Genomic DNA, 21,753 nt, shown 5'->3' with positions numbered 1-21,753 from the left:
ATGAACGACCACCGCTCCTCCGGCGGCGACCTGCACCGACTGCTCGACGAGGCATTCTCCGGCATCGAGGTCACGCCCGACATCCAAGACCTGAAGGAGGAGATCCGCGGCAACTTGCTCGCACGCATGGGCGAGCTCGAGGCATCCGGACTCTCCCAGCACGACGCCGCGCGCCGCGCCGTCGACGAACTCGGCGACGTGCGCGAACTCGTCGACGCCGACGGCGGGTTCGCTCCCGCAGCGGATGCCGCGGGCACCGCATCGGCACCGTCCGGCCGCATCGGCGGCTCGACGCCCGCCGCCCGCGCCGAGTCGGCGGCCGCAGCCGCGCTGCGCAACCGCGTGCGCCCGAAGCCCGGCTTCGTCGTGCGCACCGTCGTGCTCTCGATCATCGCTGCGGCTGCGCTCGTACTGCTCGTGCTCGGCCTCACGCCGCTGCTCGCGCTCGGCACCGGCGCGCTCGTCGGCCTCGCCGTCGTGTTCGGCCTCGCGCTCGGCGTGGTCACCGCCGACGCGCTCAGCCAGGAGACCACCACGAACCACCGCATGCCCTCCGGGCGCGCGATCGGCTACGGCGCCTCGACCGGCCTGCTGCTGGTCGGCCTCGCCTTCACGCCCGTCGTGATCCTGCACCTCGAGCTCGCCTGGCTCGTGCTCGCCGGCGCCCTCGTGATCGGCTCGATCGGCGCGCTCAGCTACCTCGGCGCGACGCAGACCAACCGGCACAAGCCGTGGGTCGTGCAGCAGCACCGCGAGGCCGCCACGATCGGCAACCGCTTCGAGGAGGACCCCGCCGCCGGCGCCAGGTTCGGCATCTACAGCGCCGTCATCTGGACCGTCGCGTTCGTCGCGATCCCGGTCATCGGGTTCACCGCCGGGTGGATCTGGGCGCCGCTCGCCTTCGTCGCCGGGTTCGTGACGATGATGCTCGTGCTCGCGCGCATGCTCTTCGGCGGCAAGCCCGACCAGGCCGACTGACCTCGACCCAGGCCCGCGCGCGGCATCCGCTCACCTGATCGCAGGGCGAGCGGATGCCGCGTCACGGCGTCTCGGTGAACCCGACGCCCGAGCGCTCGCCGATCGACCGCGCGCGCCGGACGCGAGTCGGCACACGCCCTGCGCACCCGTTGCACAGCGCGCGCCTAGACTGAACGGGCACTCGCGGGAGTGGTGAAATCGGCAGACACGCAGGATTTAGGTTCCTGTGCCTTCGGGCGTGAGGGTTCAAGTCCCTCCTTCCGCACGACGACGACGACGACAACGAAGGACGCCGCCGCCCGCGCGTCAGCGTGCCGCGTTGATGATCCGCGAGACGGCCCATCCGAGCGCCGACACGAACGGCGTGGCCACGACCAGCAGCGTGATCGGGTTCGGCTGGAAGCGCAGGCCGTTCGGTCCGCCGACGTAGGCGCCGATGGGCACCGAGTAGCCGCCGCCCCCGCCGCCGCTTCCCTCGCCGTGGCCCGCAGGCACTGAGCCGCCCTCGGGCGAGTCGCCAGACCCCTGGCCCGCGCCGAAGCCGAAGGCGACGAGTGCGACCGGGATCAACTCCTGGCCGTTCAGCGTCGTCTTCTCGCCGAAGGCCACCTTCGCGCCCCACGAGGGCACCGACTCCGCCAGTCTCTCGGTGATGTTCGTCATGGTTCGACCGTACGCGCGCGCGGGCGTACCGTCGAGAGGCATCGTCGGATGCGACGCCCCAAGTCGGCGGGCCGATGCAGGCGGAGTCTGGCCGCGTGATTCAGCGTCGGGTGATTCAGATCTGCGGCGGCCCTGCCGCGATGCGCGCCCTGGCGTAGGCCTCGACGCCCTCGGCGGGCACGTTCCAGTCGGCCTCGAGCCACCACGTCGCCCCCGATTCGGCCCAAGGCCGCACGACCGCGGCGTCGGCCACCGGGTCGACGCCCGGCGTCGCACCCTCTTGCACGACGTCGAAGGGGCGATCGGCGAGGCCGAGCCGCTCGCGCTCGCGCTGAAGCCACTCGATCGCCTCTGCGGCCACCTCGGGGGTGAAGCCGGGCGATCCGGGCGCGACCTCGGCGCCCGGCGGCGCGAAGTTCGGCAGCCACCCGTCGTAGTGCGCGACGCGGCGCATCGACTTCGGGGCGGGCCACACGCCGACGACCCAGATCGGGATGCGGGGCTGCTGGACCGCGGCCGGCGGGAGCATGGTCTCGGCGCGTGCAACGGAGTAGTGCGCTCCGTCGTGCTCGAACGGCTCGCCCCGCCAGAATCGCTCGAGCAGCCCGAGCGACTCGTCGAGCAGGTCGGCGCGCTCGCGTCGACCCGGGTCGGACTCGAACAGCCAGAAGCGCGGCTCGACCTGCTCGGGCACGCCGAGCCCGGCCGAGAGGATCACGCGCCCCCTCGAGAGCCGGTCGACGGTCATGGTCTGACTCGCGAGCTCCCACGGGCGCCGCCGCGGAACCGGCGTGAGCATGGTGCCCAGCCGGATCGTCGAGGTCTTCACAGCCGCAGCGGCGAGCGTCGACCACGGATCGGTCGCCCAGATGCCCTCCCACACGAAGAACCCGTGCCAGCCCTTCGCCTCGGACAGCGCGGCCAACTCGACCGCGAGCTCGGGATCGTCGCCGGTGTAGATGAAGCCGTACCGCATGCACCGAAGCTAGCGCCGGCCACCGACATCCGCCCGCAATGCGAACCATGTAAGGTGAGCCTTACCTGAATCCCGTACGAAGGACGCGTTCCGATGACCATCGCTCCCCCTGCCGAGGCCGCGGCCGCCACCGAGCCGCTCGACGTCGCCGCGCTCGTGCGCGCCGCCACCGCCGACGACCACCGCAACGCCGAGACCCGCGGATTCATCACGCGTCTCATGGGCGGCGAACTCTCGCTCGACGACTACACGCGCTACCTCGCGCAGTTCGCATGGGTCTACGAGGCGCTCGAGGAGCGCGGCAGCCGCGAGGGCGACGGCGAGGTCTTCGACCCCAAGCTCGCGCGCCTCGCGGCGATCGAGTCCGACCTCGCAGCCCTCGGCGCGGCCGACTGGCGCGAGACCCACCCCGCCCTGCCCGCGACCGCCGCGTACGCCGCACACCTGCGGGCCGTCTCCGACGACGACGTGCGCTACCTCGCGCACCACTACACGCGCTACCTCGGCGACCTCTCGGGCGGCCAGGCCATCGCCGCCCTCGTCGGCCGCCACTACGGCGCGACGCCCGAGCAGCTGAGCTTCTACGACTTCGACCTCGGCGCCGAGGGCCCCGTGCGCTACAAGCGCCGCTATCGCGAGGCGATGAACGCGCTCGCACTGCAGCCCGGCCAGGTCGACGTGCTCATCGAGGAGGCGAAGGCCTCGTTCCGCCTGAACGGCGCGATCTTCGAGGCGCTCGGAGCGTAGTCGAGCAACCTGCACCCAGCGCACCCGCCGGCGCCGCGGCATCCGTTCGACCCGATCGGATGCCGCGGCGCCGATGGTGTCTCACCCCCTGGTTCGAGACGACTCACCCCAGAGGATGATTTCGGGGTTCTCCCCCAGTCGGCAGCCACCTCGGATCGCTAGACTGCAACGACACCACGCCGCACCGAGCCGCTGCACGGCCGCGTCTCGACGCCGACAGGAGCCCCCTTCGTGATCCACACCGCACTCATCCCGTGGCTCGACCCCGAGACCATCATCGGCGGAGCCGGCCCGTGGGCCCTGCTCGTCGTGTGCGGCATCATCTTCGCCGAGACCGGTCTGCTCGTCGGGTTCCTGCTGCCGGGCGACACGCTCCTCGTGATCTCGGGCCTGCTCTCGCACCCGCTGCCCGGCTCGGAGCACGGCGTCTTCGGCATCTCGGTGTGGTGGGTCTCGCTGCTCATCGGGCTCGCGGCGTTCGTCGGCGGAGAGGTCGGGTACTACATCGGCCACAAGGCCGGCCCGTCGATCTTCGAACGCAAGGAATCCGGGCTCTTCAGCGTCAAGAACGTCGAACGCACGAACGCGTTCTTCGACCGCTTCGGCGCCCTCGCCGTGATCCTCGCCCGCTTCGTTCCCATCGTGCGAACCTTCACGCCCATCGCCGCCGGCGTCGGCCACATGCACAAGGGCAAGTACACGATCTACAACCTCATCGGCGCAGTGCTGTGGGGCTTCGGACTGACGATGTTCGGCTACGCGATCGGGTTCATCCCGCCTGTCGCCGACTTCGTGAAGTCGTACATCGACCTCATCCTGCTCGCGGCCGTCGGCGGCACCGCGATCATCACGCTCTGGCACTACCTGCGCGAGCGCTCGAAGGCCAGGAAGGCCGAGCGCGCGGGTGAGGACGTCATCACCGACGAGCACGAGGCCGAGGCGCTCGTGCTCGACCCCGAGGTCTTCGAGCGGGGCCCCGAAGACCAGCGCTGACCTCCGGCCGGGCTGCCCGCGCTCGCGGCTCCGGCTCCGGATGCCGCGCGAGGCGCCGCGCGGGTCACCGCGACGGTTCGAGGCGCCGCGCCGCGACTCAGCGGTGCGAGCCCTGCTCCTGGCCCGCGCGGCCCGCGGGCTCGAGCTGGAACGTCGAGTGCTCGACGTCGAAGTGCGCGGTGAGGCATCCGCCGAGCTCGTCGAGCAACGCCCCCGTCCGACCCGAGGCGAAGACCTCGGGCTCGACCTCGACGTGCGCCGAGAAGACCGGCTGACCCGACGTGATCTGCCACACGTGCACGTCGTGCACGGCGACCACGCCCGGCGTGCGCAGGATGTGCTCGCGGATCTCGGCGACATCCGTGTCTGCCGGGGCCGACTCGAAGAGCACGTGCATGACGTCGCGCAGCAGCGAGACGGCGCGCGGCACGATGAGCACGGCGATGCCGATCGAGGCGATCGGGTCGGCCGCGTCGAAGCCCGTGAACACGATCACGAGCGCGGCGATCATCACGAGCACGGAGCCGATGAGGTCGCCCAGCACCTCGAGGTAGGCGCCCCGCAGGTTGATGGAGTCCTTCGCGCCGCCGCGCAGCACGAGCATCGCGGCGATGTTCGCGACGAGACCGGCGGCGCCCACGATCAGCATGCCGCCGCCCGCGACCTCGTGCGCCTCGCCCGAGGCGCCCTCGACCAGGCGGGACACCGCGCCGATCGCGACCGTCACCGCGACGACCACGAGGATCACGCCGTTCACGAGCGCGCCGAGCACCTCTGCCCGGCGGTAGCCGTACGTCTGCCGGTCGGTCGCCGGGCGTGCCGCGACCGTGGCCGCGACGAGCGCCACCACGAGTCCGATCAGGTCGCTCGACATGTGCCCGGCGTCGGCGAGCAGGGCGAGCGAACCGGTGAGCGCCGAGCCCACGACCTGCACCACGAGGAACACGCCGATGATGGCGATCGCGATCCAGAGCCTGGTGCGATTCGCCGCCCCGTGGGCGTGGCCGTGCGAATGATCGTGTGAGTGAGCCATCACCTCAAGGGTAGGCGGCGAATCGACGCGCCGCCGGTGATGGGAATGAGTCGCGTTCTCAGGCCCCGGCGCCGGCCCGTGCCGCGACCCGCGCCGCCACGCGCTCGAGCTCGGGCAGCAGCTCGACGAATGCGAGCGCCCGGTGGCTCTGCGCGTTCTTCTGCTCGGGCGTGAGCTCGGCCGCGGTGACCTCGAGGCCGTCGGGCTCGAAGATCGGGTCGTAGCCGAAGCCGTGCGAACCACGCGGCTCGTACGCGAGCGTGCCCCGCCAGCGGCCCTCGGCGACGAACTCGGTCGCGTCGTCGAGCAGGCCCTCGGGCACGACGAGCGCGATCGTGCACCGGAACTCGGCCCCACGGTTCGGGCGCGCGAAGTCGGAGAGCTGGTCGAGCAGCAGCAGCCGGTTCGCCTCGTCTCCGGCCCGGTGCCCGGCCCAGCGCGCCGAGAGGATGCCGGGGGCTTCGCCCAGCACGTCGACCACGATGCCGGAGTCGTCGGCCAGCGCGATGCGTCCGGTGTGCGCCGCCGCCGCACGCGCCTTGATGAGGGCGTTCGCGGCGAAGCTGGTGCCGTCTTCGACCGGCTCGGGGCCGTCGTAGGACACGACGGTGGCGTGCGGCATCCGCTCGCCGATGATGCGCTGGAACTCGGCGACCTTGTGCGCGTTGTGGGTCGCGAGGACGATCTCGAGGTTCACGCGTTCGCCCGCGCCTCGGCGAGCACGGCCTTCTGGATCTCGGTGAGCGACGCGGTGCCGCTCAGCGCGAGGTCGAGGAGCGCGTCGAGCTCGCGACGATCGAACGGCGCCCCCTCGGCCGTGCCCTGCACCTCGACGAAGAGGCCGCGCCCCGTCGCGACGACGTTCATGTCGGTCTCGGCGCGCGAGTCCTCGGTGTAGGCCAGGTCGAGCATGGGCGTGCCGGCGACGATGCCGACCGAGATCGCCGCGACCGAGTCGATGAGCGGCTGCGCCTTCTGGCCGATGAACTTCTTGCCGCGGGCCCACTCGATCGCGTCGGCCATGGCGACGTAGGCGCCCGTGATCGCGGCCGTGCGCGTGCCGCCGTCGGCCTGCAGCACGTCGCAGTCGATCTGGATCGTGTTCTCGCCGAGGCCCTTCATGTCGACGACCGCACGCAGGCTGCGGCCGATGAGGCGGCTGATCTCGTGGGTGCGGCCGCCGATGCGGCCCTTGACGGCCTCGCGGTCGTTGCGCGTGTTCGTGGCGCGGGGCAGCATCGCGTACTCGGCCGTGACCCAGCCCTTGCCGCTGCCCGACATCCAGCGCGGGACGCCGTTCGTGAAGCTCGCCGTGCAGAGCACCTTGGTGCGGCCGAACGAGATGAGCGCGCTGCCCTCGGCGTGCTCGCTCCAGCCGCGTTCGATCCGCACCTCGCGGAGCTGGTCGGGGGTGCGCCCGTCGGCGCGCAGGATCTGGTTCTCGGATGCCTCGGTCATGCGTTCTCCTGTCGAAGTCTGACGTGGTCTGGAATGGTCACGGCACCGGTCTGCACGAGCTCGACGCTCGGGATCTCGGGCGCGATGAGGCGGTGCGCGAGGTCGAGGAACGCGCTCGTCGAGCCGCCCGTCGCCTCGTATCGGTAGGTGGGCGGCATGGCGGCGCGCCGCTCCATGCCGTTCGAGACCAGCACGCGGTAGACGTCGTTCGCCGTCTCGACGTCGCTCGACACGAGCGACACGCCCTCGCCCATGACGTACGAGATGGCGCCCTTGAGGAACGGGTAGTGCGTGCACCCGAGCACGAGCGTGTCGACGTCGGCCGCGCGCAACGGCGCGAGGTATCGCTCGGCCACCTCGAGGAGCTCGTCGCCGCTCGTGACGCCCGCCTCGACGAACTCGACGAAGCGCGGGCAGGCGACCGTGTGCAGGTCGAGGTGCGGAGCGGCGGCGAACGCGTCGTCGTAGGCCCGCGACGAGATCGTGCCCGCCGTGCCGATGACGCCGACCCGACCGTTGCGCGTGGTCGCGACCGCACGGCGCACGGCCGGCTGGATCACCTCGACCACTGGCACGTCGTAGCGCTCGCGCGCGTCGCGCAGCATCGCGGCGGAAGCCGTGTTGCAGGCGATCACGAGCATCTTCACGCCCTGCGCGACGAGGTCGTCGAGCACCGCGAGCGCGTAGCCGCGCACGTCGGCGATCTTCTTCGGCCCGTAGGGCGAGTGCTCGAGATCGCCGATGTAGAGGATCGACTCGTTCGGCAGCTGCTCCTTCACGGCTCGGGCCACCGTGAGCCCGCCCACGCCGGAGTCGAAGATCCCGATCGGTGCATCCGTCACGACAGACCAGCTTAGGCGAGTCGGCGGGGGCGGGCGGCCGCCGTTCGCCGGGTCGCGGCATCGCGGCATCGCGGCACTGCGATGCGGCATCCGTCGCTAGGCTGATCGGGTGACCGGGTCTTCAGCGCTGCTCACCGACCGATACGAGCTCACCATGGTGGATGCCGCGTTGCAGAACGGCACCGCGCATCGGGAGAGCCTCTTCGAGGCGTTCGCGCGCCGCCTGCCCGACGGGCGACGCTACGGCGTCGTCGCCGGCACCGGGCGCCTGCTCGAGCTCATCGCGGAGTTCCGGTTCGACGAGGCCGAACTCGAGTGGCTGCGCGCCAATCGCGTCGTGCGCTCCGAGACGCTCGACTGGCTCGCCGACTACCGCTTCCGGGGCGACGTGTGGGGCTACCGCGAGGGCGAGGTGTACTTCCCCGGATCCCCGCTGCTGACCATCCAGGCGTCGTTCGCCGAGGCCGTCATGCTCGAGACCGTCGTGCTCTCGACGCTGAACTTCGACTCCTCGGTCTCGAGCGCGGCGGCGCGCATGGTGTCGGTCGCGCTCGGTCGCCCCATCGCCGAGATGGGGTCGCGACGCACGGGCGAGCGTTCGGCCGTCGCGGCTGCACGGGCGGCCTACATCGCCGGATTCGACGCGACCTCGAACCTCGAGGCCGGACGCACCTGGGGCATCCCGACCATGGGCACCGCCGCGCATGCGTTCACGCTGCTGCACGATTCCGAGGAGCAGGCGTTCCGCGCCCAGGTCGAGGCCTTCGGACCGAACACGACCCTGCTGGTCGACACGTACGACATCCGGCAGGGCGTCGAGACCGCCGTGCGGGTCGCCGGCACGGGCCTCGGGGCGGTGCGCATCGACTCGGGCGACCTGCCGACGGTCGTCGCGGGCGTCCGCGACCAGCTCGACGAGCTCGGCGCGGTCGACACGCGGATCACCGTCACGAGCGACCTCGACGAATTCACGATCGCCGGGCTCTCGGGCGCACCGGTCGACGCGTACGGCGTCGGCACCTCGGTCGTGACCGGCTCCGGGTCCCCCGCCGCGGGCATGGTCTTCAAGCTCGTCGCGCGCCGCGACGACGCCGGCGAGTGGGTCTCGGTCGCGAAGGCCTCGGCCTCGAAGGCGAGCGTCGGCGGGCGCAAGAACGCGGCGCGGCGCCTCGACTCGACGCGCACGGCGCGCGAGGAGCTCGTCTTCGTCGGCGACGGACCGGGCGGCGAAGCCGAGTTCGAGGAGGGCACGCGCCTGCGCCCGCTCATGGTGCCCCTCATGACCGGCGGCGTGGCGGATGCCGCATACCTCGGGTCCGAGGGCACCGCGGCCGCCCGCGCGCACCGCGCCGAGGTCATGCAGGAACTGCCGATCGAGGCGTTCCGGCTCGGACGCGGCGACGCCGCGATCCCGACGACCTACCGCTGAGCGGCGGCGGCGTCGTCGCCGTCGCCGGCGCCGGAGGTGTCGCGCATGCCGGAGTGATGGAGCGGGGCGATCAGCCCTTCTTCATCTTCTCGTAGATCTCCTTGCACGTCGGGCAGACCGGGAACTTCTCGGGGTCGCGCCCGGGGGTCCACTTCTTGCCGCACAACGCCTTCACGGGCTTGCCGGTCATGGCCGACTCGAGGATCTTGTCCTTCTTGACGTAGTGCGAGAAGCGCTCGTGATCGCCCGGCTCGATGGCCTCCTCTTGCAGGAGCTTCTCGAGCTCGCGGTCGAGCACCGAGGTCGTGCCGCCGGGGGCGTCGGGGTCGGCGATGCTGGCGTTCACGGGCATGATCATGGGTTCGATTCTACGGCCAGCGGATGCCCGTCGGTCCGAGCCCGTGGAACGCGGCCGTGCGCGCGGCGAACCGTCCTACGCCTCGCGCGCGAACCGTCCGAGTCGCCGCGAAGGCATGCGGACTCAGGCGCGGAGCGCTGCGCCCAGGATCTCGGGACCGCGTCGGTCGAACACGCGACCGCCGGCGAAGATGCCGAGCACGAGCACGAGCACGCCCGCCGCCGTACCGGCGATGAACGAGTAGGCGTGCCACGTCGCGTCGCCCGTGAGCCCCCGGTACGCGAAGTACACGGCCGGAGTCGCCACGAGCAGCGAGCCGATCATCGTGATCGACTGCACGAGCGCCGAGATCGCCCCGGTGGACTGCGGCTGCTGGAACGGCGAGTCGCCGGGCTTCACAGCCGGATAGGGGAACCGCGCCGACGCGATCGACCCGACGCCGAGCCCGCCGAAGAGCAGCGCCGTGCTCACGCCGATCAGCGAGGGCAGCACGGTGTCGTCGTCGATCGCGATCATCGTGAGCGCGGCGCCCACGCCGATCACGAGCACGCCGCCGACGAGCACGGGAACGAGGCGCCCGAGCCGATCGGCCCATCCGCGCACGCCGGACGCGACGTGCAGCCAAATGGCGGTGCTGTCGTACGCGGTGTCGTTGTGCAGGGTCCAGCCGAGCAGCAGGCAGAGCAGGGGAACCGGGATGAGCGCGGTCACCGTGAGCGGGAATCCGGCGAGCGTCAGCGGCACGAGCACGAGCAGGGGCACGAGCGGCAGCATGACGATCGACACCCAGTAGCGGGCGTCGCGACCCCAGTAGGTGATGCTGCGCGCCGCGATCGCACCGGCGGCGGTGCCCGGCATCCGGTCGAACCAGCCGAGGCCACGGTAGTTCCGTGCGGATGCCTCGCGCCCGGGCGTGACCAGCATGTGGGCGACGAGCGCGCGCCACCCGAGCCAGAGCACGGCCAGGCTCGCCGCCGCGATGAGGAGCTTCAGGATCGCGATCCACCAGAGACCGGCGGCCGCGTCGCCCGGAACGGCGAACGCGGCGCCGAGCGGGGTCCACCCGAGCACGCCGGCGACCGCTTCGAGCAGCAGCAGGCCCTCGGTCTGCCAGTCGAGCGTCACGAGCACCACGATCACGGGCGACAGCACCACGATCAGGACGATGCCCAGCACTCCCCCGATCTCCTTCGCCCGCCGGGTTGCGAGCACGAGCGACGCGACCGAGGTCGCGACCCGCCCGATCAGGAGGCAGGTCGCGAACGCGAGGGCGGCGCCGATCAGCGCGAAGACCACTTCACCGACCCCGCGCGACCAGGTGACGACCGTGCCGAGCAGCGCGATTCCGAGCACGATCGCCGGGATGCCCACGGTCGCGGCCAGCGCGAGGCCCAGTGCGAGCGAGCGATCGGGGATGCCGAACAGTGCGAAGCGCCGCGGGTCCATGGTGTCCTCGCTGCCGAACAGCAACGGGAACACCACGAAGCCGAGCATGGTCAGGCTTCCGGCGACGATGAGGCCGTCGCGCACGAGGGTGACGTCTTCGACGAGCCTGAGGCCGACCAGCACGCTGAACAGCAGCGCCGACATCGCGACGCCGTACACGATGCCCAGCGAGACGCCGACGACCTGCCACGCGCTGCGCTGGAAGATGTTCCCGAGCAGCCGGAGCTTCAGTCGGAGAAACTGTGCAACCACTCCATGCCCTCCGCTGCCTTGCGCCCGCCGGCGAGCTCGACGAACCGATCCTCGAGCGTCTCGCCCTGGCGGACCTCGTCGAGGGTTCCGGATGCGAGCACGCGCCCGCCCACGATGATCGCCGCCGAGTCGCAGACGCGCTCGATCAGGTCCATGCCGTGGCTGGAGAGCACGACGGTGCCGCCGCCCGCGACGTAGCGCTCGAGGATGTCGGTGAGGTTCGCCGCGGACACGGGGTCGACGGACTCGAACGGCTCGTCGAGCACCAGCAGGCGCGGCGCATGGATCATCGCGCACGCGAGCGCGACCTTCTTCGTCATGCCCGCCGAGTAGTCGGCGACGAGGCGGTCCACCGCGTCGTCGAGTCCGAAGGCCGCGATCAGGTCGGCGCTGCGCTCGCGGACCGTGCGGCTGTCGAGGCCGCGGAGCGATCCGGAGTACGCGAGGAGCTGGCCGCCGGTGAGCCGGTCGAACAGGCGCAGCCGGTCTGGAAGCACGCCGGTCGCCCGCTTGGCCGCCACCGGGTCGGCCCAGACGTCGATGTCGTGGATGCGCACGGTGCCCGCGTCCGGGCGGAGCAGCCCGGTGACCATCGAGAGCGTCGTGGTCTTGCCGGCACCGTTCGGCCCGACGATGCCGTAGAACGAACCGGCCCTGACCTCGAGCGAGATGTGGTCGACCGCCGTGTTGCCGCCGAACTGCTTGACGAGGCCGTCGATCAGGAGCGCGCGCGGCGCGTCGGCCGAGGGCGCGGCCCTGGCGACGCGGAGGGTGCGCTTCTTGCGCGGCGCGTTGCGGGCCGTCGTCGGCGCCGCGATGACGGCGACCGCAGTCGCTGCGGCGGCCTCGAGGACCTCGGGTTCGGCCGCAGGAGCGGCGAGCACCTCGGGTTCGGCGGCGGCGGAATCGGCGGCATCGACCTCGGCAGGCTGTGCGGCATCTGCGAGCTGTGCGGCATCTGCGGGCTCCGACTCGGCGGTGTCGTCGACCGTGACGGGCTCAGCTGCTGCGGCGTCATCGGTCGGCGCCGAGGTCTCGACGGCGATCTCGTCGACCGCGACGTCCGTCTCGACCGCCGCCCGAGCACGCGCCGCCTCCGCCTGTGCGGCGGCGACCGCCGCGGCGGTGATGACCGCACCCGAGGCGTTCTCGTCGGCGGCGGGCGTCTCGACGTCCGTCGACTCGACGACGGGCAGCACGACGGCGTCGGGTTCGGGAACGACGTTCGGCGGCGTCTCGAGCGATGCGCTCTTGCGCGAGGTTCGCTCGGCTGCCGTGGTCTCGGTCGTCAGTGCGGCGGCGACGCGCTGCGTCTGACGCTCCTTCGCCGCCGCGGACGCCGCGCGGGTGCGAGCCGTGGGGGCCTCGGTCTTGGCCGCAGTGCGCGCGGATCGCGCCGTCTTCGCCGCATCGGTGCGGGCGGAGGCGGCGCCGGCTGAGGCGGCGCGCGACGCGGCCGTGCGCTTGGAGCCCGTCTGGGCTGCGGAATCGTCGGTAGGCGGTTCCGCGGACTTCGAGGCGGACGACTTCGCCGCGGCGCTCTTCGCCGAAGCGCTCTTCGCCGAAGCGCTCTTCGCGGCGGCGCCCTTCGCCGCAGAACCCTTCGCGACGGTGGTCTTCGCCGTCGCGGGCCTGGCCGGAGCGCGCTTCGCGGCGCTCGTGTCGGAGGCCGTCGACTTCGCGGCGGCCCCCTTCGTCTCGGCCGATGCATCGGCGGCCGCGGTTGGCGCACGTCTGGCCGGAGCGCGCTTCGCCGCCGGCGATGACGCGGGCTTCGAGGCGCCGCCCGTGCCCGAGCGCGCTGATGCCGCCCCCCTGGTGGCAGACACCCCCGTGCCCGTGCCTTCGGGAGCCTCGTCGTCATGTTCTGAGCGCGAAACGGAAGTCACCCAGCCAAGGTATCAACACCGGGGCCTCCGGCGCTCACGTTCGCCCTCTGACGACGCGCGGCGTCTCTGTGCATCTCCTGTGCGCTCGATCACGATCGCGCTACGAAGCGTGAGATCATTCAGGCATCCGTGACCTCGTCCCGCTACGCTGGTCACGGCATAACGGTGTGTCTTCAACAGATCTTCCGGATGAACTGCGCGTAAATTCTCGGCCTCGAGGCGCGGCATCCGATCCTTCCGAAGGAGAACAGCATGACCACCCAGATCGTGATTCTCGCGGCCGGCATGGGGAGCCGGCTCGGGCGATCCCTCCCCAAGCCGCTCACCGAACTCAGCGACGGTCGCACGATCATGCGCCAGCAGTTCGACAACATCGAGCACGCGTTCGGCGCAGGCACCGACGTCACGATCGTGGTCGGCTACAAGCTCGAGCACATCATCGAGGCGTTCCCGCAGGCGTCCTTCGTCTACAACGAGGAGTACGACCAGACGAACACGTCGAAGTCGCTCATGCGTGCGCTCGCGGCATCCCAGCCCGGCGGCGTGCTCTGGATGAACGGCGACGTCGTCTTCGACCCGAGCATCCTCGACCGCGCCCTGCCGTACATCGCGCGCGACCAGTCGTTCGTCACGGTCAACCACGCCAAGGTGTCCGACGAAGAGGTGAAGTACACGATCAGCGCCGAGGGCTACGTCAAGGAGCTCTCGAAGACCGTCAAGGGCGGGCTCGGCGAGGCCGTGGGCATCAACTACATCTCGAGCCGCGACAAGGCCACCTTCCTCGCGCACCTGCGCCGCGTCGGCGACCAGGACTACTTCGAGCGCGGCCTCGAGCTCGCGATCGAGAAGAACGGCCTCCTCGTCGAGCCGATGGACATCACCGACCTCTACGCGGTCGAGATCGACTTCGCCGAAGACCTCGAGCGAGCCAACCACTTCGTGTGATCGCGCGTCGGCCACGGCCGACCCCGCAGTTCGACACAGCAGTGAAGAGCGGATGCCACGCGGCATCCGCTCTTCGCTGTTCGTGGCGCAGACCGGGGCTTTTGGTGGCGCAGACCGGGCCGAGTCCCTGCGGGACGCGCTCGGTCGTCGAGGGTCAGGGTGCGTCGCCCACCGACTGCGCGACGCCGGCGCGCGCGAGCCTGGCCGCGATGAGCCGGCCGACCCACGTGAAGGCCACGGGGCTCAGCACCCAGAGCGGCAGCGCGATCGCCCACGCCCAGACCGTGTAGTGCTCGGCACCGAGGCCGATGAACACGCCGATCGCGAGCACGATGCCCGAGAACACCGCGGAGACGTAGAACATCCAGGGGCTCCAGCGCCGGTAGCGCGTGATGAGGAACGGCAGTTCGATGAGCGCGCCGACGAGCAGCCCCGTTCCGACGAAGCGGCCGATCCACCAGGGCGCGAACACCGCGCCGACCAGACCCGCGATGACCCCGGCGAGCACGGCGGTGCCCGGGCGCTTGAGCAGCGCGAGCGCGACGATGCTCGGCAGGAAGTGGGCGCCGACGGTGATGCCGTAGAACAGCGGACCGAACGCCGCGAACGCCGCGGCGAGGTAGCCGGACGCGCCTGCGACGAGCCCGCCTCCGACGCCGATCGCCGCACAGCTCAGCAGGACCCGGGTGGTTGTACGCCGCACGACGCTCCTCTCAGAAGGCGCCGCAGGAGGCGCCGCTCCAAATCTACCGTCGCTCGCCATCTACGATGAGATCGTGATGAGCACCACCTCGGTCGCCTACGGCGACGCCCACCCGCTGCAGCGCACGCGGTGGTCCCGCTACCGCCATTCGCTCTGGCTGCTCACCACGCGCGATCTCAAGGTCCGGTACTCGACGTCCGCCCTGGGGTACGTGTGGTCGGTGCTCGACCCGCTCGTGATGGCCGGCATCTACTGGTTCGTCTTCACCCAGGTCTTCCAGAAGGGTGTGGGCACCGAGCCGTACATCGTGTTCCTGCTGTCGGCGCTGCTGCCGTGGATGTGGTTCAACGGTGCGGTCTCCGACTCGACGCGCGCGTTCCTGAAGGACGCGAAGCTGGTGCGCTCCACCATGATCCCGCGAACGATCTGGGTCAACCGCATCGTGCTCTCGAAGGGCATCGAGTTCCTGCTCGCGCTGCCCGTGCTCGCCCTGTTCGCGATCATCTTCCAGGCGCCCGTGAACTGGAACCTCCTGCTCTTCCCGCTCGGCATCCTGCTGCAGGCGGTGCTGACCGCGGGCGTCGCGCTCATCGTCGCACCGCTCGTGGTGTTCTTCCGCGACCTCGAACGCGCCGTCAAGCTCGCCCTGCGGTTCCTGTTCTACGCGTCGCCGATCATCTACGGCGTCGCCGACCTGCCGAGCCAACTGCACGTGTGGGCCGCGTTCAACCCGCTCTCGGGCATCTTCGGCATCTACCGCTCGGCGTTCTTCCCGCAGGAGCTCGACTGGTTCGACGTCGTCATCGCGGCGCTCATGTCGGGCGCGCTCCTCGCGATCGGGCTGCTCGTGTTCCGCGGCAGCGTCCGCCAGGTGCTGAAGGAGATCTGATGACGGATGCCACTGCCACCGCACTGCCCGTGGGCGAGGCGTTCGCGATCCGGGCCGAGGGCCTCGGTGTGCGGTTCCGCCGCAACCGCCGGGGTCGGCGCTCGTTCAAGGACCTCCTCGCCGGCCGTAGGCGACGCACCCGGCCCGACGAGTTCTGGGCGCTGCGCGACGTGTCCATCGCGGTGCGCCCGGGCGAGGCCATCGGCGTGGTCGGCCGTAACGGCCAGGGCAAGTCGACCCTGCTGAAGCTCGTCGCCGGCGTCATGATCGCCGACGAGGGCACGGTCGAGGTGACGGGGGGCGTCGCACCGCTCATCGAGATCACCGGCGGGTTCGTCGACGACCTCACGGTGCGCGACAACGTCTACCTGACCGCGGGCCTGCACGGCATGACGAACCGGCAGATCGACGAGAAGTTCGACGAGGTCGTCGAGTTCTCGGGAGTCGGTGCGTTCCTCGACACGCCGTACAAGCACCTGTCGAGCGGCATGAAGGTGCGCGTCGCGTTCGCCGTCATCTCCCAGCTCGAGGAGCCGATCCTGCTCGTCGACGAGGTGCTCGCCGTGGGCGACAAGGCGTTCCGCGAGAAGTGCTACAAGCGCATCGAGGAGCTCCTCGCGGGCGGACGGACGATGTTCTTCGTCTCGCACAACGAGCGAGACCTCCGACGATTCTGCACGCGCGGCCTCTACCTCGACGGCGGCAAGCTCCAGCTCGACGGTCCCATCGACGCCGTGCTCGACCGGTACAACGCCGAGCACGGCACGACCTGACCAGCAGCTGCGAACGATCCGCGCCTCCGCGCAACCCCCCGCTCCGCCCCAGCGCGCTCACGTATCATCGCCGCATGCCCGAACGCGTGCACAAGATCACCTCGATGGGCGTGACCGCGCCCTCCGAGCCCAACGCCGAGTCGTCGGGCGGCGATTCGGGGCGAGCGGATGTCCCGGCGCAGCCCTCTGGCCTCGATCGCGGCATCGACCTCGTGCTGTCGATCCAGCGCCCCGTCGTGGTCGCGCACATCCGCAGCATCCGACGCCGTGCCCCGCAGGCCACGCCCGACGAGCTCATCCGGATGCTCGAGCGGCGCTACCTCGCCGCCGTCACGACCGGTGGGGCGGCGGTGGGCGCGACCGCGGTGATCCCGGGCATCGGCACGGGCGTCACCCTGGCACTCTCGGGCGTCGAGACCGCCGGGTTCCTCGAGGCGACGGCGCTGTTCGCGCAGTCCGTCGCCGAGGTGCACGGCATCGCCGTCGAGAACCCGGCCAGGGCGCGCGCGCTCGTCATGACCCTGATGCTCGGTCGCGAGGGCGTCGACCTCGTGCGCCAGTTCGCCGGACAGGCGGGCGGTCGCGGCGTGGCACGAGACGCGTACTGGGGCGAGCTCATCACGAACGGCCTCCCCCGCGCACTCGTCGGGCCCGTCGCCGACCAGCTGCGCGCGACCTTCATCAAGCACTTCGCCGTCAAGGGCGGGGCGGGCATCATCGGCAAGGCGCTCCCGTTCGGCATCGGCGCGGCGATCGGCGGCACCGGCAACCACCTGCTCGGCCGCAAGGTGCTGCAGCAGTCCAGGCTGGCGTTCGGGCAGGCGCCCGCGGCGCTGCCGCTCGAACTCGAACCGGGCGACTCCCCTGCGCTCGCGCAGGCGGCCGCCTCGGGAGTCATGCGTGCGGCGGCCGCGTTCGGCGCGGTCGCGGTCTCGACGAGCCGCGGCCTGCGAGAGGTCGCCGCGCGCGCCGTGAGACGCGATCGACGGCGCATCGAGTCGACGGATGCCGCGGCATCCGTTCCGGAGCCCGAACCCGAAGCGGCCGGCGAGCGCTGACGCCGAGCGCCCCGCGGTTCGAGGGGCGCGCCCGCGACCCGTCAGTCGGCCCCGTGCGCCCGGGCGCGCCGGACCCGCGCCGCTCTGGCACCGACCGGACGGCTACGCCGTCGTCTCGAGGTCGTCGTCGTCGTCCTCGTCGTGTTCGTCGATCTCGCCGTCTGCGGCGTGCAGGGCCGCGAACCGCTCCCACTCGGCCATGAGGTGCTCGACTGCTGCGTGGAAGCGCGCGGTCGTGACGCCGGGCGTCGTGTCGCCGAAGTAGCGCTCTACCCAGAACCCGAGACGCTCGAGGGCCGCCGCATCGTGCGCGACCTCGTCGACGCGGGCGACGAGACGCGCCGCATCCGACACCGCGAGCCACTCGCACGCCTGCAGGTAGCCGCTCGAGTCGATCTGCGCCGCGGGGTTCGCCGGACGCGTGACGAGCAGGGGCTTTCCGGCCGCGAGCCGGTCGTAGACCATCGCCGAGATGTCGACGATCGCGACGTCGGCCGCGGCGAGCTGCCAGCCGAGGCTCGGGCCGTCGTCGTAGACGTGCCGAGCCGACGGGTCGGCCGCGTTCGCCGCGGCGAGCGACTGGATGATCTGCCGGTTCGCGGCACCGTACGCCTCGTCGACCACGCCCGAACGCGGGTGCGGCCGATAGATGACCCGGTGGCGCCCCGTCGCGAGCAGCCCGCGCACGAGCTCGACGCCGTGGGTCGCGATCGACCCGTAGGCGGCGGCGTCGCGGTCGCCCTCCCAGGTCGGCGCGTAGAGCACGACCTCGCGCTCATCGGGCGTGTACGGCAGCTCGGTGCCGTCGAGGTAGTGGTCGGCCTGCGGGCGCCCGATCGGGATCGCCCGCTTGTCGAAGTCGTAGTCCCAGAGCACCTTGTCGAGCCGTGCGCGCGCGGCGTCGCCCGCGATGAACGCGTAGTCGTAGGCCTTGAACTGGTTCGTGGTCATGTACATCTTGTCAGACTCGCCGTGGTTGATGAACACGTGCCAGCGGCGCCCGTAACGCATCATCTGGAAGTTCTTGGCGTTCTGGTTGACGTAGAAGACCACGTGCAGGTCCTGCTCGTGCACGACCTGCTCGAGGTCCGCGACCCGGCGCACGTACGCGACCGGCAGCGGGGACTCGTCGACCAGCGTGAGGGCGGCGCCGGACGCGCGGCTGAGCAGCAGCACGGGGTACGTCTCGGCGAGCTCGGCCAGGGGCGCGTACCACTGGCGCAACTGGTACAGGTTGACCTTGCCGTCGGCGAAGTACACGCCGATCTTGAAGCGGTGCGGTTCGAGCGGCGCCTGCTCTCGGAGCTTCTCGCCCAGAGCACGCTGCGCCCGTCGCGACCACATGATCTCTTTGGCCAGCTTGACGGCGCGGCGCGCATCTCTTCTCAATCCCACTCACCAAGGGTAGCGATGCCGCCCTGAGCAGATGCCTCGGACGGCCGTCCGCGGGCGGTGACGGGCCTTTCGAGAGCCGATCGTTATCCGGCGCACGCCCGGCCCGACGCCGGATCGGGCAGGTTCAGACGATCGGCGGGCGCCCGGCACGCGTCATGCGCCACACCGTGCGCCAGCGCATCGGCCGACGCGCTCCGGGCGATTCGCGCCAGCCGGCGCGCCAGCCCCCGAACCAGGCCTTGAGCGCCGCGGGCTGCCGCGCCCAGCGCAACATCTGGATACCGGTCCACGAGCCGACGTAGAGCGGCACCAGCACGGCCGGCAGGTTACGGCGGGCGAGCCACACGCGGTTGCGCGCGTTCAACCGGTAGTAGTAGGCGTGCCGGGCGGGATCGATGACCGGGTGCGCGGCTTCGAGGTCGCCCGCGTACCAGGCCACGTGCCCGGTGTCCCAGACGCGCCAGGCGAGCTCGATGCCCTCGTGCGCGTAGAAGAACGGATCGGCCCAGCCGCCGGTCGCGTCGAACACGCTGCGGGGCATGAGCACCGCACCCTCCCAGCACGAGAACACGGGCGAGGAGTCGGCCGGGTCGCCCTTGCGGATGCGCGGGATCCACCGACGCGGCGACGTCAGCCCGGTCGGGTCGACGACGCGCGGCTGGATCAACCCGAGTTCGGGTCGCGCGGCCAGCATGCGGCATCCGTCTCGGAGGAACACGTCGCTCGGCAGGAACGCGTCGTCGTCGAGGAAGAAGAGCGTCTCGCCGCCGACGTCGGGCACGCCGGCGTTCCGGCCGGCGGGGATGCCGAGGTTCTCGGGCAGGTGCCGGGTCTTCACACGCGCGGGCAGCGGCGGCTCGGATGTCGCGGGGTCCCAGCCGTTGCCGACGCAGACGACGTCGACCTCGACGCCCTGCTGGTCGAGCACGCTGCGGATGCCGCGTGCGAGGTCGTCGGGCCGCTTGCCCATGGTGAGCACGACCACGCCGACGCGCGGCAGCGATGCCGCAGCCGCGGGAGCGTCAGGAACGGACACGGTTCGAGGCCATGATCGCGACGAAGTGCCCGATGACGGCGAGGATCGCGAGCGGCACCAGCGCCACGAGCACGATGCGGTCGACGAGCGGCTGCCCGAACACGAGACCGACGAGCGACGCCGCGAAGACGATGAGCGTGAGTTCGACCGAGTGGTAGAGACGGTGGAACGGCACGAACCGTGCGGCCTTGCGGAGCTTCGCGACGAGGCCGCCGCGCGGCGCGGTCTCGCCGTGGGTGTCGGCGAGCCTCGTGAGCCCGGCGTTGGCGCGCGCCACGTGCACCATGTCGTTGAGCGCCTTGTTCAGCACGATCACGAGCGCGAGCAGCGCGCCGAGCGTCGTGAACAGGAAGTCCGCCGGGAACTCGAGCGGATAGGCCGCGGCCCGGATGCCGAGCGCCAGCGGGATCAGCGCCTCGGTCGAGTAGTGCCCGACCTTGTCGAGGAACACGCCCGCCGGCGACGACGTGCGGCGCCACCTCGCGACCTCGCCGTCGCAGCAGTCGACGAGCATCTGCAGCTGGCCGAGCACGACCGCGAGCAGCGCACCCCAGACGCCGGGGATCAGCAGTGCCGCTGCCGTCGACCAGCCCACGAGGATCATGATGCCGGTGACCGCGTTGGCGCTGATGCGCGTGCGCAGCAGCAGCCAGGTGAGGTACGGCGAGAGGTTGCGCAGGTACAGCGACGCCGTCCAGTGCTCGGCGTTGCGTCGACCGCGCACCTCGGGCGGCTGCGCGACGGCGCGGAGTTCGGCGATGCTCGAGGGCTTCGCGGTGTTCGGGTCGGTTCGCGACATCCGTGTCACCTTCCCGTGTGCTGTGCGATGTTGCTCGTCAACGCGAGGTATCCGGGAATGAAGCCGGCGCCCCAGAAGACGTGGATGCATGGCAAGACTACGAGAAACCAGAGCGCCGTGCGCACGCCGTGCCCGCGCGCGTAGACCAGGGTCGCCAGCGCCACGAACACGAGGTAGACCGCCGGGACGACGAATCCGAGCAGCAGCCACGGCGTCGCACCCAGTGCGGCCTGCACGAGACCCGCGATGCCGAGCGCGAGGCCCAGGAACACGCCGACGACCATGAGCGGCGGGATGAAGTACCGGATGCCGCTGGCACCCGGGAAACTGCGTGCGAGCTCGCCCCGCCAGAGCCCCGTCGAGAACATCTGCCTGGCGAGGCGTTCGAGGTTCGCACGCGGACGGTAGATGACGGCGAGCTCGGGCGTGAACCACACGACGCCACCGGATGCGCGGAGGCGGCGGTTGAGCTCCCAGTCCTGCCCGCGCTTGATGCGCTCGTCGAAGAGCCCGACGCGCAGCAGCGCCTCGCGGCGGAACACGCCGAGGTACACCGTGTCGGCCGGGCCCGCCTCGCCGCCGATGTGGAAGGACGAGCCGCCGAGTCCCACCTTGGTCGTGTAGGCCAGGGCGACGGCCTTCTGGAACGCCGTCTCACCCTGTGCGTCCATGATGCCGCCGACGTTGTCGGCACCCGTCTGCTCGAGCACGTCGACCGCGATGCGGGTGTAGTCGACCGGCAGCATCGAGTGCGAGTCGACGCGCACGACCACGGGATGCACCGCAGCCCGGATGCCGAGGTTGAGGCCGGCCGGCGTCGAGCCCACCTCGTTGTCGAGCACGCGCACCCGCGCATCGCGGGCCGCGAGGTCGGCCACGAGCTCGCTCGTGCCGTCGATCGAGGGACCGAGCGAGATGAGCACCTCGACCGGGCCCGCGTAGTCCTGCGCGAGGATCGACTCGACCGCCTGGCGCACGTGCGACGCGTCGTTCAGCACGGGCATGACGTAGGAGACGCCGACGAGCGGCGACGGGGTCGCCTGGTGGTACTGCTCGGGCATGGTCCTCACTCGTGATCGGGTCGATCGAGC

The 21,753-nt window shown here is 71.2% G+C and carries 22 protein-coding genes and 1 tRNA gene; 9 read left to right on the top strand and 14 right to left on the bottom strand.

The genetic code is table 11. The features are described from left to right. Entirely contained in the window at positions 1-978 is a 978-nt protein-coding gene (locus BM342_RS08920; RefSeq protein ID WP_092965023.1) for a permease prefix domain 1-containing protein, read from the top strand. 183 nt (positions 979-1,161) lie between these two features. Beyond that, positions 1,162-1,243: transfer RNA gene (locus tag BM342_RS08915), tRNA-Leu, on the top strand. Between the two features lie 41 nt (positions 1,244-1,284). Here the strand turns inward: BM342_RS08915 and BM342_RS08910 are convergent. Then, positions 1,285-1,641 (bottom strand): hypothetical protein, encoded by a 357-nt coding sequence (locus BM342_RS08910; protein ID WP_092965022.1) that lies wholly within the window; start codon positions 1,639-1,641, stop codon positions 1,285-1,287. A gap of 115 nt (positions 1,642-1,756) precedes the next feature. After that, a complete protein-coding gene (locus BM342_RS08905; RefSeq protein ID WP_092965021.1) occupies positions 1,757-2,617 on the bottom strand; it encodes an LLM class flavin-dependent oxidoreductase in 861 nt (286 codons plus the stop codon). 93 nt (positions 2,618-2,710) lie between these two features. Between BM342_RS08905 and BM342_RS08900 the strand changes: the two genes are divergently transcribed. Beyond that, positions 2,711-3,364 (top strand): biliverdin-producing heme oxygenase, encoded by a 654-nt coding sequence (locus tag BM342_RS08900; RefSeq protein ID WP_092965020.1) that lies wholly within the window; start codon positions 2,711-2,713, stop codon positions 3,362-3,364. A 234-nt stretch (positions 3,365-3,598) separates the two neighbouring features. Further along, entirely contained in the window at positions 3,599-4,357 is a 759-nt protein-coding gene (locus BM342_RS08895; protein WP_092966727.1) for a DedA family protein, read from the top strand. A 97-nt stretch (positions 4,358-4,454) separates the two neighbouring features. Here the strand turns inward: BM342_RS08895 and BM342_RS08890 are convergent, their stop codons facing one another. From BM342_RS08890 to murI, 4 genes are read right to left on the bottom strand one after another with little or no spacing between them, the layout of a single operon-like run. Then, entirely contained in the window at positions 4,455-5,390 is a 936-nt protein-coding gene (locus BM342_RS08890) for a cation diffusion facilitator family transporter (RefSeq protein WP_092965019.1), read from the bottom strand. Between the two features lie 58 nt (positions 5,391-5,448). After that, positions 5,449-6,087 carry an RdgB/HAM1 family non-canonical purine NTP pyrophosphatase gene (gene rdgB, locus BM342_RS08885; RefSeq protein WP_092965018.1) on the bottom strand — a complete coding sequence of 213 codons (639 nt, stop codon included), beginning with the start codon at positions 6,085-6,087 and terminating at the stop codon, positions 5,449-5,451. Continuing rightward, positions 6,084-6,848 (bottom strand): ribonuclease PH, encoded by a 765-nt coding sequence (gene rph / locus BM342_RS08880; RefSeq protein WP_092965017.1) that lies wholly within the window; start codon positions 6,846-6,848, stop codon positions 6,084-6,086. Before rph ends, rdgB begins: the two co-directional genes overlap by 4 nt. Continuing rightward, the gene (gene murI / locus BM342_RS08875; protein WP_092965016.1) at positions 6,845-7,690 is read right to left on the bottom strand and encodes a glutamate racemase; all 846 of its coding nucleotides are present in this window, start codon (positions 7,688-7,690) and stop codon (positions 6,845-6,847) included. Before murI ends, rph begins: the two co-directional genes overlap by 4 nt. Before the next feature lie 109 nt (positions 7,691-7,799). On the opposite strand from murI, the gene BM342_RS08870 reads away from it, so the two are divergent. Then, positions 7,800-9,119 (top strand): nicotinate phosphoribosyltransferase, encoded by a 1,320-nt coding sequence (locus tag BM342_RS08870; protein WP_092965015.1) that lies wholly within the window; start codon positions 7,800-7,802, stop codon positions 9,117-9,119. Positions 9,120-9,189: 70 nt separating this feature from the next. On the opposite strand, the gene BM342_RS08865 is transcribed toward BM342_RS08870, so the two are convergent. The 3 genes from BM342_RS08865 to BM342_RS20270 form a co-directional block, all read right to left on the bottom strand. Beyond that, entirely contained in the window at positions 9,190-9,471 is a 282-nt protein-coding gene (locus BM342_RS08865) for a DUF3039 domain-containing protein (protein WP_092966725.1), read from the bottom strand. Positions 9,472-9,600: 129 nt separating this feature from the next. Beyond that, positions 9,601-11,175 carry a hypothetical protein gene (locus tag BM342_RS08860; RefSeq protein ID WP_255368633.1) on the bottom strand — a complete coding sequence of 525 codons (1,575 nt, stop codon included), beginning with the start codon at positions 11,173-11,175 and terminating at the stop codon, positions 9,601-9,603. Continuing rightward, the gene (locus BM342_RS20270) at positions 11,151-13,004 is read right to left on the bottom strand and encodes an ABC transporter ATP-binding protein (RefSeq protein ID WP_369823121.1); all 1,854 of its coding nucleotides are present in this window, start codon (positions 13,002-13,004) and stop codon (positions 11,151-11,153) included. Before BM342_RS20270 ends, BM342_RS08860 begins: the two co-directional genes overlap by 25 nt. Before the next feature lie 312 nt (positions 13,005-13,316). On the opposite strand from BM342_RS20270, the gene BM342_RS08850 reads away from it, so the two are divergent. Further along, a complete protein-coding gene (locus tag BM342_RS08850) occupies positions 13,317-14,009 on the top strand; it encodes a phosphocholine cytidylyltransferase family protein (protein WP_092965014.1) in 693 nt (230 codons plus the stop codon). A gap of 154 nt (positions 14,010-14,163) precedes the next feature. On the opposite strand, the gene BM342_RS08845 is transcribed toward BM342_RS08850, so the two are convergent. Continuing rightward, positions 14,164-14,712: an ECF transporter S component gene (locus tag BM342_RS08845; RefSeq protein WP_177232114.1), complete on the bottom strand. Its 549-nt coding sequence runs from the start codon at positions 14,710-14,712 to the stop codon at positions 14,164-14,166. 76 nt (positions 14,713-14,788) lie between these two features. Between BM342_RS08845 and BM342_RS08840 the strand changes: the two genes are divergently transcribed. The 3 genes from BM342_RS08840 to BM342_RS08830 all read left to right on the top strand — a co-directional run bounded on the left by BM342_RS08840 (position 14,789) and on the right by BM342_RS08830 (position 17,432). Beyond that, complete coding sequence (locus BM342_RS08840) at positions 14,789-15,601, top strand: ABC transporter permease (protein ID WP_092965012.1); 813 nt, start codon at positions 14,789-14,791, stop codon at positions 15,599-15,601. Next, the gene (locus tag BM342_RS08835; protein ID WP_092965011.1) at positions 15,601-16,374 is read left to right on the top strand and encodes an ABC transporter ATP-binding protein; all 774 of its coding nucleotides are present in this window, start codon (positions 15,601-15,603) and stop codon (positions 16,372-16,374) included. The genes BM342_RS08840 and BM342_RS08835 overlap by 1 nt, the downstream gene beginning before the upstream one ends. 74 nt (positions 16,375-16,448) lie before the next feature. Beyond that, a complete protein-coding gene (locus tag BM342_RS08830) occupies positions 16,449-17,432 on the top strand; it encodes a hypothetical protein (protein ID WP_092965010.1) in 984 nt (327 codons plus the stop codon). A 102-nt stretch (positions 17,433-17,534) separates the two neighbouring features. On the opposite strand, the gene BM342_RS08825 is transcribed toward BM342_RS08830, so the two are convergent. The 4 genes from BM342_RS08825 to BM342_RS08810 form a co-directional block, all read right to left on the bottom strand. Continuing rightward, complete coding sequence (locus tag BM342_RS08825; protein WP_092965009.1) at positions 17,535-18,827, bottom strand: CDP-glycerol glycerophosphotransferase family protein; 1,293 nt, start codon at positions 18,825-18,827, stop codon at positions 17,535-17,537. Positions 18,828-18,951: 124 nt separating this feature from the next. Beyond that, the gene (locus tag BM342_RS08820) at positions 18,952-19,797 is read right to left on the bottom strand and encodes a glycosyltransferase family 2 protein (RefSeq protein WP_092966719.1); all 846 of its coding nucleotides are present in this window, start codon (positions 19,795-19,797) and stop codon (positions 18,952-18,954) included. A 52-nt stretch (positions 19,798-19,849) separates the two neighbouring features. Beyond that, on the bottom strand, positions 19,850-20,662 hold the full coding sequence (locus BM342_RS08815) for a CDP-alcohol phosphatidyltransferase family protein (RefSeq protein ID WP_092965008.1): 813 nt from the start codon (positions 20,660-20,662) through the stop codon (positions 19,850-19,852). A gap of 5 nt (positions 20,663-20,667) precedes the next feature. Continuing rightward, positions 20,668-21,723, bottom strand: coding sequence for a glycosyltransferase family 2 protein (locus tag BM342_RS08810; protein WP_255368632.1), 1,056 nt, complete (start codon positions 21,721-21,723; stop codon positions 20,668-20,670). Positions 21,724-21,753 lie beyond the last annotated feature (30 nt).

Source organism: Agromyces sp. CF514, from assembly GCF_900113185.1.
In the GTDB taxonomy this organism is placed as follows: Bacteria; Actinomycetota; Actinomycetes; order Actinomycetales; family Microbacteriaceae; genus Agromyces.
This window is presented reverse-complemented; position numbering and strand designations above follow the sequence as displayed.

Excerpts from the sequence above, each read along its gene's own strand:
- BM342_RS08920 (WP_092965023.1), top strand. The coding sequence starts at position 1 with ATGAACGACCACCGCTCCTCCGGCGGCGACCTGCACCGACTGCTCGAC.
- BM342_RS08910 (WP_092965022.1), bottom strand. The coding sequence starts at position 1,641 with ATGACGAACATCACCGAGAGACTGGCGGAGTCGGTGCCCTCGTGGGGC.
- BM342_RS08905 (WP_092965021.1), bottom strand. The coding sequence starts at position 2,617 with ATGCGGTACGGCTTCATCTACACCGGCGACGATCCCGAGCTCGCGGTC.
- BM342_RS08900 (WP_092965020.1), top strand. The coding sequence starts at position 2,711 with ATGACCATCGCTCCCCCTGCCGAGGCCGCGGCCGCCACCGAGCCGCTC.
- BM342_RS08890 (WP_092965019.1), bottom strand. The coding sequence starts at position 5,390 with ATGGCTCACTCACACGATCATTCGCACGGCCACGCCCACGGGGCGGCG.
- rph (WP_092965017.1), bottom strand. The coding sequence starts at position 6,848 with ATGACCGAGGCATCCGAGAACCAGATCCTGCGCGCCGACGGGCGCACC.
- BM342_RS08865 (WP_092966725.1), bottom strand. The coding sequence starts at position 9,471 with ATGCCCGTGAACGCCAGCATCGCCGACCCCGACGCCCCCGGCGGCACG.
- BM342_RS08850 (WP_092965014.1), top strand. The coding sequence starts at position 13,317 with ATGACCACCCAGATCGTGATTCTCGCGGCCGGCATGGGGAGCCGGCTC.
- BM342_RS08840 (WP_092965012.1), top strand. The coding sequence starts at position 14,789 with ATGAGCACCACCTCGGTCGCCTACGGCGACGCCCACCCGCTGCAGCGC.
- BM342_RS08835 (WP_092965011.1), top strand. The coding sequence starts at position 15,601 with ATGACGGATGCCACTGCCACCGCACTGCCCGTGGGCGAGGCGTTCGCG.
- BM342_RS08830 (WP_092965010.1), top strand. The coding sequence starts at position 16,449 with ATGCCCGAACGCGTGCACAAGATCACCTCGATGGGCGTGACCGCGCCC.
- BM342_RS08820 (WP_092966719.1), bottom strand. The coding sequence starts at position 19,797 with ATGGGCAAGCGGCCCGACGACCTCGCACGCGGCATCCGCAGCGTGCTC.
- BM342_RS08815 (WP_092965008.1), bottom strand. The coding sequence starts at position 20,662 with ATGTCGCGAACCGACCCGAACACCGCGAAGCCCTCGAGCATCGCCGAA.
- BM342_RS08810 (WP_255368632.1), bottom strand. The coding sequence starts at position 21,723 with ATGCCCGAGCAGTACCACCAGGCGACCCCGTCGCCGCTCGTCGGCGTC.